This is a genomic window from Roseovarius ramblicola (genome assembly GCF_042430665.1).
GTDB classification, from domain to species: Bacteria; Pseudomonadota; Alphaproteobacteria; order Rhodobacterales; family Rhodobacteraceae; genus Roseovarius; species Roseovarius ramblicola.
The window spans coordinates 128,225-141,139 of the sequence record NZ_JBHMEC010000017.1 but is presented as its reverse complement, the minus strand read 5'-3'; the positions used below and the strand labels follow the sequence as shown (position 1 = coordinate 141,139).

Sequence of the window (12,915 nt, the reverse complement as noted above, 5' to 3'; positions counted from 1 at the left end):
CCGCGGCACCTGGGGCATCCTGCCCGACAGCCCGCAGAGCAAGGTCAGGATCAATAACGCAAAGGGAGACCACCAACATGACCATCCTCAATTCGGGCCGCATGAATCGTCGCGGCTTCATGTCCACGACCGCCGGTGCGGCACTTGTCGCGGGCCTGCCGCTGAGCGCGCGCGCCCAGCCCAAGCGCGGCGGCCACCTGCGCGCCGCCATCGGCCACGGCCAGACCACCGATACGCTCAACCCGGCGACCTACGAGAACAGCTTCACCACCTCGATGTCTTTCGCCATTCACGGTCGCCTGACCGAGGTCGCCGCCGACGGCTCTCTCAAGCCCGAGGTCGCAGAAAGCTGGGAGGCGTCCGCCGACGCCTCGGTCTGGCGCTTCAAGCTGCGCCCCGGCGTGACCTTCCATTCCGGCAAGGACGTGACCGTCGAGGATGTGGTCGCCTCGATCAACCACCACCGCGGCGAGGACAGCACCTCCGCCGCCGGCCCCATCGTGGCACCGATCAAGGACATCGCCACCGAGGGCACCGACACGGTCGTTTTCACGCTCAAGGGCGGCAATGCCGACTTCCCGTTCATCCTCAGCGACTATCACCTGGTGATCTGCAAGGCCACGGATGACGGCATCGACTGGCGCTCGGGCGACGGCTGCGGCAGCTACGTGCTCACCGATTTCAGCCCCGGCGTGTCGTTCTCGGTGGAGCGCAACGAGAACCACTGGCGCGATGACGTGGCCTGGTTCGATAGCGTCGAGACGCTCGCCATCGTCGATCAGAACGCGCGCACCACGGCGCTGGTGTCGGGCGACGTGGACATGGCCGACCGGCTCGACCTCAAGACCGTGAACCTGTTGGCGCGCAACCCCGACATCCAGATCAACTCGGTCGCGGGGACGCAGCACTACACCTTCGCGATGGACACGCGCGAGGCCCCCTATAACGACAACAACGTGCGGCTGGCGCTGAAATACGCCATCAACCGCGAGGAACTGGTCGAGAAGATCCTGTTCGGCTACGGCTCGGTGGGCAACGACCACCCGATCGGTCAGGGCCAGCGTTTCTACAATGCCGAGCTGGAGCAGAAGAGCTTCGACCCCGACAAGGCGCGCCACTACCTCAAGAAGGCCGGGCTCGACAGCCTCGAGGTCAAGCTCTCGGCGGCCGACGCGGCCTTTGTCGGCGCGGTGGATGCCGCGGTGCTCTACCAGTCGTCGGCGGCGCAGGCGGGCATCACCCTCACACCGTCGCGAGAGCCCAATGACGGCTACTGGTCGGACATCTGGATGAAGGAGGACTTTGCCGCCGTCTACTGGTCTGGCCGCTCGGTCGAGGACCAGATGTTCTCCACCGCCTACCAGTGCGGCGCGGCGTGGAATGACAGCTTCTGGTGCCACGACCGGTTCGAGGACCTGCTGATCAAGGCACGCTCGGAGCTCGACGAGGACAAGCGCCGCGAGATGTATTACGAGATGCAGGCGATCGTGTCGAACCAGGGCGGCGTGCTGATCCCGATGTTCGCCAACTACGTGTTCGGCAACTCCACCAAGGTCGCCCATTCCGACGTGATGGGCTCCAACTGGGACGTGGACGGCCAGCGCTGGATCGAACGCTGGTGGATGGCCTGACCCTGACCGCCTGACAGACATGCCGGGGCCCGGGGGATCGTCCTCCGGGCCCTTGGCCAAGCGGGCCGCGTGCCCGGACAATCCATAACGGGAGAGACATGCACATGACCCTCAAGACCACCCTTTCCGCCCTCGCCCTCGCCACCGCCGCAGGCCCCGCGCTCGCCAATTGCGAAAGCGTCACGTTTTCGGACGTGGGCTGGACCGACATCACCGCCACCACCGCCGCGACCACCGTGGTGCTGGAGGCTCTGGGATACGAGACCGAGACCAAGGTGCTTTCGGTGCCGGTGACCTATACCTCGATGGCCGCAGGCGATATCGACGTGTTCCTCGGCAACTGGATGCCCACGATGGAAGGTGATATCGCCCCCTACCGCGAGGCCGGCACCGTGGACACCGTGCGCGCCAATCTCGAAGGCGCCAAATACACGCTCGCGACCAATGCCGCCGGGGCCGACCTCGGCATCACCTCTTTCGGCACCATCGCCGAGCATGCCGACGCACTTGATGAAACCATCTACGGCATCGAGCCCGGCAATGACGGCAACCGCCTGATCCTCGACATGATCGAGGCCGACGCCTTCGGCCTCAAGGACTTCGAGGTCAAGGAAAGCTCCGAACAGGGCATGCTGGCACAGGTCAGCCGCGCGGATCGGCGCGAGGAACCCATCGTCTTCCTCGGGTGGGAGCCGCACCCGATGAATGCCAATCACGACATGACCTACCTGACCGGCGGCGATGAATGGTTCGGCCCCGATCTGGGCGGGGCCACGGTCTATACCAACACCCGCGCGGGCTATGTCGAGGAATGCCCGAACGTCGGCAAGCTGCTCAACAATCTCGAATTCACGCTGGCCATGGAAAACGAGATCATGGGCGCGATCCTCAACGACGGCACCGACCCCGAAGAGGCGGCCACTGCGTGGCTCAAGGCCAATCCCGGCGTGCTGGACGGCTGGCTCGACGGCGTGACCACCCAAGGTGGCGGCGACGCGATGGCGGCGGTCAAGGGTGAGTTGGACCTCTGAATTATCTCACGCCGCCCGGTCACAGGAGACCGGGCGGCGTGATCCGGGTTCTGTCGAACACTCAATAATCGAGGCATCCCCATGGACTGGCTGAGCGATCACAAGATCCCCGTGGGGAAATGGGCCGAGGATTTCTTTCTCTGGCTTCAGGACAATGCCGCCGCGTTCTTCGATGCGCTTGCCATTCTCATGGAAACGCTGATCGACGCCTTCCTCTGGGTGCTCCAGACGCCGCACCCGCTGGTGATCATCGCCGTCTTCGTCGGCCTCACATGGGCGCTTCAGCGCAACTGGAAGACCTGCCTCTTCGTCTTTCTCGGCTTCCTCTTCATCCTCAATCAGGGCTATTGGGAGGAGACCACCGAAAGCCTCACGCTGGTGCTGTCGTCCTGCATCTTCTGCATGGCCATGGGCGTGCCCATCGGCATCGCCGCCGCCCACCGCCCCCGGCTCTATGACGCGATGCGCCCGGTGCTCGACCTGATGCAGACGCTGCCGCCCTTCGTCTACCTGATCCCGGCCATCGTGTTCTTCGGCATCGGCATGGTACCGGGGCTCATTGCCACGGTGATCTTCGTGGTCCCCGCCCCGATCCGCCTCACGCATCTGGGCATCTCCAACACGCCGCAGCCGCTCCTGGAGGCGGCGCAGGCGTTCGGCGCCACCAACCGGCAGACCCTGTGGAAGGTCGAACTGCCCTACGCCCTGCCGCAGATCATGGCGGGGCTCAACCAGACCATCATGCTGTCGCTCTCGATGGTGGTGATCGGCGCGCTGGTGGGCGCGGACGGTCTCGGCGTGCCGGTGCTGCGCGCGATCAATACCGTCAATATCGCGCTCGGCTTCGAATCGGGCCTGATGATCGTCGTCGTGGCCATCGTGCTCGACCGGATGCTGCGCATGGAGGGCCGCAAATGACCGAGGGAATGCTGTGGGGACGTAATGGCTCAGCTTGAGAAATTCGTATTCAGTCCAAATCGGCCTGATGGAAACTGGATCAATTGGCGTATTAGAAGCGGCTGGTTTGAAGTGGCAGGCGTTGAGCATCGGCTTGAGGATGTTCTTAATTTCCTTCGCAGTGCCGCGGAGGCAAACGACAAGGGTTTATCCTTTGGCGTGGCATTGGAGGCGGAACCGGACAACCCTCATCATACTAACGCAATAAAGGTGCTCGGGTTCACTGAATGCGACAACGGTCAAAGATCGAGTTATCACATCGGTTATATTCCACGCGAAACCGCTAACCAAGTAGCCGAATTATACAGTGATACGCCACTTGCTGCTGAATTGCGTCAAGCAAAAATAGGTGACTTCAAAATCATTGTGTCAGTCGCTGGCTTGATTCCAAAGGGGACTCCCAAATGAGTAGTCGGCTTAGCACTCCCAGCGTCCATTTCAAATCCGTCTCCATCGTATTCGGCGACGCGCCCGAGACCGCCCTGCCCTTGATGGACGAGGGGCAATCGCGCTCCGATATCCAGCACGCCACGGGGCAGGTTTTGGGCGTGCATGATTGCGACCTGTCGGTGGCACCGGGCGAAATCCTCGTGCTGATGGGCCTCTCGGGCTCGGGCAAGTCCACGCTTCTGCGGGCCGTGAACGGGCTCAACCCGGTGGCGCGCGGCATGGTCGAGGTGCATGACGGCACGCAGATGGTCGACGTGACCCATGCCGACGCCGCCACCCTGCGCCGCCTGCGTCAACGCCATATCGCCATGGTGTTCCAGCAATTCGGCCTGTTGCCATGGCGCACGGTGGCCGAGAATGTGGGCCTTGGCCTTGAGCTTGCGGGGGTCCCAAAGGACGAGCGCGCGCAGCGGGTCACCGATCAGCTTGCCCTCGTCAACCTCTCGGATTGGGCCTCTCGCCGCGTGGGCGAATTGTCGGGCGGCATGCAGCAGCGCGTGGGCCTCGCCCGCGCCTTCGCCACCGATGCGCCGATCCTCCTGATGGACGAGCCTTTCTCGGCGCTCGATCCGCTCATCCGCAACCACTTGCAGGACGAACTCATCGACCTGCAAAAGAAGCTGGGGCGCACCATCATCTTCGTCAGCCACGACCTTGACGAGGCGTTCAAGCTGGGCGACCGCATCGCCATCATGGAGGGCGGGCGCATCGTGCAATGCGGCACTCCGCAGGAAATCTTCACCAACCCGGCGACGGATTACGTGGCCGAATTCGTGGCCCATATGAACCCGCTCGGCGTGCTCTGCGCGCGCGACGTGATGGAGACGGCCACCGCCACGCCGACCTCGACGGTGCCGCCAGATGCGACCATTCAGCAGGTGATGGAAAAGGCGCAGGGGCACGATACGCCGGTCGGCGTCGAGGAGAACGGCAATCTGCTCGGCCAGATCACCCGCAACCGCATCCTCGCCAAGCTGCTCGATCCGCGCGGTTGACGCGCCCAACCTACAGGTTCATCCATGCGCGCCGCCCTGCTCTCCCGCTTCGCCGACCCGGTCGGGATCACCGACCTGCCCGATCCCGACTGCCCGCGCGACGGCGCGGTGATCGCGGTGCGCGCCTGCGGCGTCTGCCGCTCGGATCACCACGCCTGGAAAGGGGCCGACCCGGACGTGGCGCTGCCCCATGTCATGGGCCATGAATTTGCCGGCGAGGTGATCGAGACCGGGCCGGAGTGCCGCGCGTTTCGCGTGGGCGCGCGTGTCACCGCGCCGTTCATCCTGGGCTGCGGTGCCTGCCCCGACTGCCGCGGCGGCGAGCCCACGATCTGCGATCATCAGCAGGTGATCGGCTTTACCCAATGGGGCGCGTTTGCCGAGCGCATCGCCATCCCGCGTGCCGATTTCAACCTCGTGCGCCTGCCCGATACGTTGGATTACGCCGCCGCCGCGGGCATGGGCTGCCGCGTCACCACCGCGTTCCGCGCGCTGGTGGACCGCGCCGCGCTCGCCCCCGGTGAGTGGCTGGCGGTACATGGCTGCGGCGGGGTGGGCCTGTCGGCGATCCTGATCGCCTCGGCACTCGGCGCGCGCATCCTGGCGGTAGACGTGAACCCCGCGGCATTGGCACTGGCGCGTGATCTTGGGGCCACGGCGACGCTCGATGCCAGCACCACCGATGACGTGGGCGCGGCGGTGCGCGACCTCACAGACGGCGGTGTGCATGTCTCGCTCGACGCCCTGGGGATCACCGCGACCTTTCACAACTCATTGAAAAGCCTGCGCAAGATGGGGCGGCATGTGCAGATCGGCATGCCGCTGGGGGATCACGCCACGCCTGCGCTGCCGCTGCTTGACCTCATCTATGCCCGCCAGATCACGCTGCACGGCACGCGCGGCATCGGCGCCCACCGCTTTGCCGCGCTGATGGGGATGATCGCCGCCGGGCGGCTCGACCCTGCCCGCCTCGTCACCCGCCGGATCGGCCTCTCTGGCCTGAATGACGCCCTCGCGGCGATGGATGGCTATGGCGGCGCAGGGGTGACGGTGGTCGAGGACATGACCGGCTGAGCCGTCACATGACTGCCGCGTTTACGGCACCGCCACGCCCCGAAGCCGTGCTTTCCTGATCGGACAGCAAACGGCAGGGGCGGCCCCCGGTCGCCCTGCCCAACCCCAAGGATGAGGCAGATGACCGAGCAAGAGACGCCCCGCAGCGGCCCGCCGCGCCCTCCGCGTCCGCCCCGCGACGACAAGCGCACGCGCCCCGCCCCGGCGCCGATCTTCCGCGACTTCGCGAGCATCTGAGGCGCGCGCCACCGCAGGACCGGCCTGGGATCAGAGCGACATGATCCGCGTATCCTCGGCCAGCAGGCGCGCGGCCATCGCCGGCGGCCTCGCGGTGCCGACACCGTCGAGCAGCACCTCCGCGCCGACGCCCTTGCCTGGCAGGTAGATGGCGCAAACCTCGACCGTGCCGCCCTGCGCCATGATCTTGCGCATCAGGCCCTGCGGGCTCATCCCCTTTTGGCGGCTGCGGGGCGGTGGCGGTGGTGGTAAGGATTTTGCGCATGGGATGCTCCCGTCGTTAGAACGTGCCCGCGTTCATTCGCAGGCTCGCGACACGCTCCAAGTGCTTGATTGCGAATGGTCGAAGAGCTCAGAACCGGGTCGCGCTTCCGAGCAATACGCTTTAAGCTGAATCGGATTCTCTCTTTCACGACTGCACGCTACGCCGCCCCCGTCCGCTGTGACCCTGATTTGCGGCAATCGCATGCAGGTTTCTGAATTCAACCCGCGCCCCCGCCCAGCCGCTCCAGCACCGGCGCGGGGTCGATCCCGCCGATGGCACCGGCAACACGACCGCGTGGATTGCTCAACCGTGTGGCGATATAGGCCCCGGCCACCGGCTCGGGCGCATGGCGCATGAGCACCGAGGCGGTGAGCAGGGTGGCGAGGCTCTCGGCATACCATCGCGCCTGCGCCTCTTCGGGGGGCTTGGGGAAGGTCTCCATATGCGCGCGCATCGCGGCATCAAAGCGCGTGTCCTGCCCCGTCACGGTGGCCAGTTCAGAGCTCAGCGCCTCGCCCGCCGCGGGCTCGCGCGCCAGCGTGCGCAGGATGTCGAGGCAGATGACGTTGCCCGAACCCTCCCAGATCGAGTTGAGCGGCGCCTCGCGGTAGAGCATGGGCAGGGGCGTGTCCTCGACATAGCCCATGCCGCCCAGCGCCTCCATCGCTTCGTAGACTACGCCGGGGCAGAGCTTGTTGCCGAGGAACTTGGCCAGCGCCACGCCGAGGCGGGCAAAGGCCCGCGCCTCGGCCCCGCGCCCGTCGAAGGCGCGCGCGACATGCATCCCGAGCGCCAGCGTCCCCTCCCAGTCGAGCGCCAGATCGGCCAGCACCGCCCGCATCAGCGGCTGGTCTATCAGCCGTTTCTGGAACGCGCTGCGGTGGCAGGCCCAGTGATGCGCCTCCGACAGCGCGGCGCGCATGAGGCCCGCGGGGGCCATCGACGTGTCGAGCCGGGTGTGGTGGACCATCTCGATGATGGTGTGGACGCCCGCGCCCTCGTCGCCCAGCCGGTGCGCGATCGCGCCGTGATACTCGATCTCGGCCGAGGCATTGGCGCGGTTGCCCAGCTTGTCCTTGAGCCTCTGGATCTGGATGGCGTTGCGCCCCTCCTCCAGCCACCGCGGCACGACAAAGCAGGTAAGCCCCCCCTCCGCCTGTGCCAGCGTCAGGAACCCGTCGGACATCGGCGCGGAGCAGAACCACTTGTGCCCGGTGAGGCGGTAGTGCTCGCCCTCAGCTTCGGCGGTGGTGGCGTTGGCGCGCACGTCCGAGCCGCCCTGCTTCTCGGTCATGGCCATGCCCAGGGTCGCGCCGCCCTTGGCGCCGAGCGGTCGTGTTGCGGGATCATAGAGCCGCGCGGTGAGCTTGGGCACCCACTGCGCGAACAGCCCCTTGTCGGCTCTGAGCGCGGGGATGGCGGCGTAGGTCATGGTCATGGGGCAGCACACGCCCGGCTCGACCTGTGACATGAGATAGACCATCGCGGCGTGGGTGGCGTGGCCGCCCGGCGCGCCCTCCCACGGGATCGCGGCATAGCCCGCGCCGATGCCGGCGCGCATCAGATCGTGCCAGGCCGGGTGAAAGCGCACCTCGTCGAGCCGCCGCCCGCCAGCATCGAAGGGCACGAATTCGGGAGTGTGGCGGCCTGCGTCGCGGCCCGCCGCGCGCATCGTGGCCGTGCCGATCATCGCGCCGAAATCCGCCAGCCGCGCGGCATCCGCCCCCGCCGCCTGCGCGTGGGTCTGCACGCCCGGATCGCCCGCCCACAGGTCGAGATCGCCGCGCGGCGGGGGCTGGTTGGTGACCTCGTGGGTGGCGAGGCGGTCACGGGCGGGGAGTTGGGACATGGCGGCGATCCTCCTCGCGGGAATGCTAGGCAACGGCGCGGGCGGAGGAAAGGGGATTCACAAGCGCGGCGGCCTGTGGCATGATCCGTCCCTGTAGCGCGGCGATCAGACCGCGCGCCGAGGAGCCGAGCATGGAATCCGAGAGCCGTCCCTGGGGTGCCCTCGCCGGGCTGACCGTTGCATTTTTCCTGGCGGCCTATTTCGCTTATGCCGCGGTGCAGGGAGATTACGGCCTGTTCCGGCGCGCCGAGATCGAGGCGCAGAACGCCGAGCTTGCCCGCCAACTCGCCGGGCTGGAGGCGGAGGTGGCGCGGATGGAGAACCTCACCAGGCGGTTGTCCGACGACTATCTCGACATCGACCTGCTCGACGAGCAGGCGCGTGACGTGCTGGGACTGTTGCGCGGCGACGAGATCGTGATCCGCTGACGGCGCGTCAATTCGAGGCGGCAGGTGCCTTGCGAGCCATCACAATTGCTTTAGCGCGGTATCGGTGGTATTTGATGACATAGATTCAATGTGCGATCTCTATATTATTATAGTTGAGAAATACGATGAAGTTTCGACTTGTTTCTTGCCTTGTGCTCGCAATCACATTCCCCGCGCTCCTCGTTGCACAGACGCTCGAAGACCATAGGCGTGTCGGCGACGGAACGTATTTCGCCGATCAGAAAGTGAATTTGCATCTCGCACGGTCTATTGCGGAAAGTGCGGGATACGAGTTGGTTTCCTATATGGTTTGCGTCGGCAGAGAGGAATGTGGGCGCGTCATGCCGGTCGCGCGGCCATGGCGGGCACAGAGTCGGCTTGGCCCGGAAATCACCGTCCTGAACCTGAAGGTCGCCGACGGGGAGCCCGGCGACCTTGTCTACGAGGTCGCAGACTTGCCCTGCCTTGACCGTGAAACCGGCCTTCGGGTCAACGGGCGTCTGCAGGGTCTGCAGGGGGAAACGAATACCAGAGCATTGGCCTGTTTCGGCAACTGGGTGGCGCTTAGCCGCAGCCGTCATCACACCATTGTCTCGGCCAATCCAGATGGCTGGGAAACCGTGAGAACGGCGGTACTCGAAGAATGGAACGGCAAGACTTGGCAACCGACACGCAGCTACTTCAGTCGCGAGTATCGCGAGGGTTTATGGGTGCGCTCTGACGGTTGGTACCAAGGGGATGAGATGCGCGTCTTGGACGAGGACGGCGAAACCCTGTTCGAAGACGAAAGTCGCTATCGCGCCGTTGCGGATACTGCTAGCACAACTGTCAGCACCGCCGACAAGTGCGCCGCGCGCAGCGCCGCTGTCGCGAGCTGGCCTACCTATCTCGGAACGGTCGTCAGTGAGGCCTGTCGGGTCTCAAGTCAAGTCTTCGCTAGTGGTGTATCAGGCGGCTCTTTCGGCAAGTTCGGGGCCGAAATCGACGTCGAGTTTCCCGACGTCTGCGGCATGTATGACACCCTGGGGACAGCGACGGGCGAGCTGATCGAGACGCAACTTCTGGCTGATTGTCTACTATCGCCCGAAACCTTTTTCCCGCCCGAGGGCGCTACTGGCGAGGCTCCAGATTCCCTGCCTGAATATCTGGTCGAAGTGGAGGAGGACGCCGTTTCGGAGTATGGTCAATGGCTCGACAGCCTGATTGAGGATCTGGACACGTCTTCCTGCGAATCCCGCGTAGAAGAAGTGTCCTATCCTCAAGGCAACTTGACCTGTACTGTAACGGTCAAAGTCGTGTGCAGTGAGGGTGCCGACGGCAGTTGCGATTGCGCAGCCACCGAACCGTCTGAACCCGAGTGCAAGGCCCCCGGCTGAAGCGTCCCGTTAGACCCTATCAGACGCTCACGTCGTGAACCCGACGCATCGTGGTGGCCCTGGTCCGTTCCGCCCGCCGAATACCGAAGCGACGCTTTAGGATTTCGGGTCGCGACTCTCCCCTGGAAAATTCACTCTCGCAACGAAAGCGCGATTGTTGTAAGAGATCGTTTAACGCTAAACCATTTCCGCCACCAAGGAGGAGCACCGCATGGCCCCCCGGAAAAGCGCATCGAAACCAAACGTTTCCGCCGAAGAGCTCAAGACCTATTACCGCGACATGCTGCTCATCCGCCGATTCGAGGAGAAGGCCGGCCAGCTTTACGGCATGGGGCTGATCGGTGGCTTCTGCCACCTTTATATCGGGCAGGAGGCCGTCGTCGTCGGGCTCGAGGCCGCCGCCGAAGAGGGCGACAAGCGCATCACCACCTACCGCGATCACGGCCACATGCTGGCCTGCGGGATGGACCCCAAGGGCGTCATGGCCGAATTGACGGGCCGCGACGGCGGCTACAGCCGCGGCAAGGGCGGCTCGATGCACATGTTTTCCACCGACAAGCAGTTCTATGGCGGGCACGGCATCGTCGGGGCCAACGTGCCATTGGGCGCGGGGCTCGCCTTTGCCGACAAGTACCTTGAGAACGACCGCGTGACCTTCACCTATTTCGGCGACGGCGCGGCCAACCAGGGACAGGTCTACGAGACGTTCAACATGGCCTCGCTGTGGGATCTGCCGGTGGTGTTCGTGATCGAGAACAACCAGTATGCCATGGGCACCTCGCAGAAGCGCTCGACCTCGACCCCCGATATCTACACCCGCGGCGCGGCCTTTGGCATCCCCGGCGAGGCGGTGGACGGGATGGACGTGCTTGCCGTCAAGGCGGCGGGCGACAAGGCGGTGAAGCACTGCCGCGCCGGCAAGGGGCCGTATATCCTGGAAATCAAGACCTACCGCTATCGCGGCCACTCCATGTCCGACCCCGCGAAATACCGCACCCGCGAGGAGGTGCAGAAGATGCGCGAGGAAAAGGACGCCATCGAGCATGTGCGCGAGTTGCTGATCTCGGGCGACCATGCCTCGGAGGAGGACCTCAAGGCGATCGACAAGGAAATCAAGGACATCGTCAACAAGTCCGCCGATTTCGCCAAGGAAAGCCCCGAGCCGGCGGTCGAGGAACTCTGGACCGACATCATCGCCGACGTGGCGCCGCAGAACGCCTGAGGAGGAGAGACGACAATGGCAACCGAAATTCTCATGCCCGCCCTCTCCCCCACGATGGAGGAAGGCACGCTCGCGAAATGGCTGGTCAAGGAAGGCGACACCGTCAATGCCGGTGACATCATGGCCGAGATCGAGACCGACAAGGCGACGATGGAATTCGAGGCCGTGGACGAGGGCACCATCGGCAAGATCCTGATCGAGGAGGGCACCGAGGGCGTCAAGGTCAACACCCCCATCGCCGTGCTGCTGGAGGAGGGCGAAAGCGCCGACGACATCGACACCGCCGCGAGCGCCCCTGCCCCCGAGGCCAAGGAAAGCGATACCGAGGAGCCGAAATCTGCCCCCGCCCAGGCCAAGGCACCTGCCGCGCCGAAAGCGGATACCAGTCCTGACTGGCCCGATGGCACCGAGATGGAGAAAAAGACGGTCCGCGAGGCATTGAACGCCGCGATGGCCGAGGAGATGCGCCGCGACGATACCGTCTTTGTCATGGGCGAGGAGGTGGCCGAGTATCAGGGTGCCTACAAGATCACCCAGAACCTGCTGGACGAGTTTGGCGCCAAGCGCGTGATCGACACGCCGATCACCGAGCACGGCTTTGCCGGGATCGGCGTGGGCGCCTCGTGGGGCGGGCTGCGGCCCATCGTCGAATTCATGACATGGAATTTCGCCATGCAGGCGATCGACCAGATCATCAACTCGGCGGCCAAGACGCTCTACATGTCGGGCGGCCAGATGGGCAGCCCGATCGTCTTTCGCGGGGCCAACGGGGCGGCGGCGCGGGTGGGCGCGCAGCACAGCCAGGACTACGCCGCATGGTATGCGCAGGTGCCCGGCCTGCGCGTGGTGCAGCCCTATTCGGCGGCCTGCGCCAAGGGTCTCTTGAAAAGCGCCATCCGCGATCCCAACCCGGTGGTTTTCCTCGAAAATGAAATCCTCTACGGCAAGTCCTTCGAGGTGCCGAAGATGAATGATTTCACCATCCCCTTCGGCAAGGCCAAAATCTGGCGCGAGGGCGCGGACGTGACCATCGTCAGCTTCGGCATCGGCATGACCTACGCGCTCGAGGCCGCCGAAAAGCTGGCCGAGGACGGCATCGACGCCGAGGTGATCGACCTGCGCACCCTGCGCCCGATGGACACCGACACGGTGATCACCTCGGTGATGAAAACCAACCGCTGCGTGACGGTCGAGGAAGGCTGGCCGGTGCCCTCCATCGGCAGCTACATCTCATCCGTGCTGATGCAAAAGGCGTTCGACTACCTCGACGCGCCGGTGATCACCTGCACCGGCAAGGACGTGCCGATGCCCTACGCCGCCAATCTCGAAAAGCTGGCGCTGACCTCGACCAAAGAGGTGATCGACGCCGTGCGCCAAGTGACCTACCGGTAAGGGAGAGA

General features: G+C 64.9%; 12 protein-coding genes. 10 read left to right on the top strand and 2 right to left on the bottom strand.

Annotated features, from left to right (window positions below; all coding sequences use genetic code 11):
* Window positions 1-77 precede the first annotated feature (77 nt).
* The 6 genes from ACFFU4_RS11315 (at window position 78) to ACFFU4_RS11290 (ending at window position 6,138) form a co-directional block, all read left to right on the top strand.
* Window positions 78-1,631 carry an ABC transporter substrate-binding protein gene (locus tag ACFFU4_RS11315; RefSeq protein ID WP_377069877.1) on the top strand — a complete coding sequence of 518 codons (1,554 nt, stop codon included), beginning with the start codon at window positions 78-80 and terminating at the stop codon, window positions 1,629-1,631.
* A 104-nt stretch (window positions 1,632-1,735) separates the two neighbouring features.
* Window positions 1,736-2,662 carry a choline ABC transporter substrate-binding protein gene (locus tag ACFFU4_RS11310; protein WP_377069876.1) on the top strand — a complete coding sequence of 309 codons (927 nt, stop codon included), beginning with the start codon at window positions 1,736-1,738 and terminating at the stop codon, window positions 2,660-2,662.
* An 81-nt stretch (window positions 2,663-2,743) separates the two neighbouring features.
* Entirely contained in the window at window positions 2,744-3,580 is an 837-nt protein-coding gene (gene choW / locus ACFFU4_RS11305) for a choline ABC transporter permease subunit (protein ID WP_377069875.1), read from the top strand.
* A gap of 24 nt (window positions 3,581-3,604) precedes the next feature.
* A complete protein-coding gene (locus ACFFU4_RS11300; RefSeq protein ID WP_377069874.1) occupies window positions 3,605-4,027 on the top strand; it encodes an HIRAN domain-containing protein in 423 nt (140 codons plus the stop codon).
* Window positions 4,024-5,064 carry a choline ABC transporter ATP-binding protein gene (gene choV / locus ACFFU4_RS11295; RefSeq protein WP_377069873.1) on the top strand — a complete coding sequence of 347 codons (1,041 nt, stop codon included), beginning with the start codon at window positions 4,024-4,026 and terminating at the stop codon, window positions 5,062-5,064. The genes ACFFU4_RS11300 and choV overlap by 4 nt, the downstream gene beginning before the upstream one ends.
* A 24-nt stretch (window positions 5,065-5,088) precedes the next feature.
* Window positions 5,089-6,138 (top strand): zinc-dependent alcohol dehydrogenase family protein, encoded by a 1,050-nt coding sequence (locus ACFFU4_RS11290; RefSeq protein ID WP_377069872.1) that lies wholly within the window; start codon window positions 5,089-5,091, stop codon window positions 6,136-6,138.
* Between the two features lie 267 nt (window positions 6,139-6,405).
* Here the strand turns inward: ACFFU4_RS11290 and ACFFU4_RS11285 are convergent, their stop codons facing one another.
* On the bottom strand, window positions 6,406-6,588 hold the full coding sequence (locus ACFFU4_RS11285; protein WP_377069871.1) for a hypothetical protein: 183 nt from the start codon (window positions 6,586-6,588) through the stop codon (window positions 6,406-6,408).
* Window positions 6,589-6,857: 269 nt separating this feature from the next.
* Window positions 6,858-8,489, bottom strand: a complete 1,632-nt coding sequence (locus tag ACFFU4_RS11280; RefSeq protein ID WP_377069870.1) for an acyl-CoA dehydrogenase family protein — start codon at window positions 8,487-8,489, stop codon at window positions 6,858-6,860.
* Window positions 8,490-8,620: 131 nt separating this feature from the next.
* Here ACFFU4_RS11280 and ACFFU4_RS11275 point away from each other — a divergent pair, with 131 nt between their 5' ends.
* The 4 genes from ACFFU4_RS11275 to ACFFU4_RS11260 all read left to right on the top strand — a co-directional run bounded on the left by ACFFU4_RS11275 (window position 8,621) and on the right by ACFFU4_RS11260 (window position 12,907).
* Window positions 8,621-8,917: a septum formation initiator family protein gene (locus tag ACFFU4_RS11275; RefSeq protein WP_377069869.1), complete on the top strand. Its 297-nt coding sequence runs from the start codon at window positions 8,621-8,623 to the stop codon at window positions 8,915-8,917.
* A 125-nt stretch (window positions 8,918-9,042) separates the two neighbouring features.
* Window positions 9,043-10,293, top strand: a complete 1,251-nt coding sequence (locus ACFFU4_RS11270; protein WP_377069868.1) for a hypothetical protein — start codon at window positions 9,043-9,045, stop codon at window positions 10,291-10,293.
* 211 nt (window positions 10,294-10,504) lie between these two features.
* Window positions 10,505-11,515 (top strand): pyruvate dehydrogenase (acetyl-transferring) E1 component subunit alpha, encoded by a 1,011-nt coding sequence (gene pdhA, locus ACFFU4_RS11265; RefSeq protein ID WP_377069867.1) that lies wholly within the window; start codon window positions 10,505-10,507, stop codon window positions 11,513-11,515.
* Between the two features lie 15 nt (window positions 11,516-11,530).
* Window positions 11,531-12,907 (top strand): pyruvate dehydrogenase complex E1 component subunit beta, encoded by a 1,377-nt coding sequence (locus ACFFU4_RS11260; RefSeq protein ID WP_377069866.1) that lies wholly within the window; start codon window positions 11,531-11,533, stop codon window positions 12,905-12,907.
* Window positions 12,908-12,915: the final 8 nt, after the last annotated feature.

Bases quoted from the DNA above. Each gene is read 5' to 3' on its own strand.
- ACFFU4_RS11315 (WP_377069877.1), top strand. From the start codon at position 78: ATGACCATCCTCAATTCGGGCCGCATGAATCGTCGCGGCTTCATGTCC.
- ACFFU4_RS11310 (WP_377069876.1), top strand. From the start codon at position 1,736: ATGACCCTCAAGACCACCCTTTCCGCCCTCGCCCTCGCCACCGCCGCA.
- choW (WP_377069875.1), top strand. From the start codon at position 2,744: ATGGACTGGCTGAGCGATCACAAGATCCCCGTGGGGAAATGGGCCGAG.
- ACFFU4_RS11300 (WP_377069874.1), top strand. From the start codon at position 3,605: ATGGCTCAGCTTGAGAAATTCGTATTCAGTCCAAATCGGCCTGATGGA.
- choV (WP_377069873.1), top strand. From the start codon at position 4,024: ATGAGTAGTCGGCTTAGCACTCCCAGCGTCCATTTCAAATCCGTCTCC.
- ACFFU4_RS11290 (WP_377069872.1), top strand. From the start codon at position 5,089: ATGCGCGCCGCCCTGCTCTCCCGCTTCGCCGACCCGGTCGGGATCACC.
- ACFFU4_RS11285 (WP_377069871.1), bottom strand. From the start codon at position 6,588: ATGAGCCCGCAGGGCCTGATGCGCAAGATCATGGCGCAGGGCGGCACG.
- ACFFU4_RS11280 (WP_377069870.1), bottom strand. From the start codon at position 8,489: ATGTCCCAACTCCCCGCCCGTGACCGCCTCGCCACCCACGAGGTCACC.
- ACFFU4_RS11275 (WP_377069869.1), top strand. From the start codon at position 8,621: ATGGAATCCGAGAGCCGTCCCTGGGGTGCCCTCGCCGGGCTGACCGTT.
- ACFFU4_RS11270 (WP_377069868.1), top strand. From the start codon at position 9,043: ATGAAGTTTCGACTTGTTTCTTGCCTTGTGCTCGCAATCACATTCCCC.
- pdhA (WP_377069867.1), top strand. From the start codon at position 10,505: ATGGCCCCCCGGAAAAGCGCATCGAAACCAAACGTTTCCGCCGAAGAG.
- ACFFU4_RS11260 (WP_377069866.1), top strand. From the start codon at position 11,531: ATGGCAACCGAAATTCTCATGCCCGCCCTCTCCCCCACGATGGAGGAA.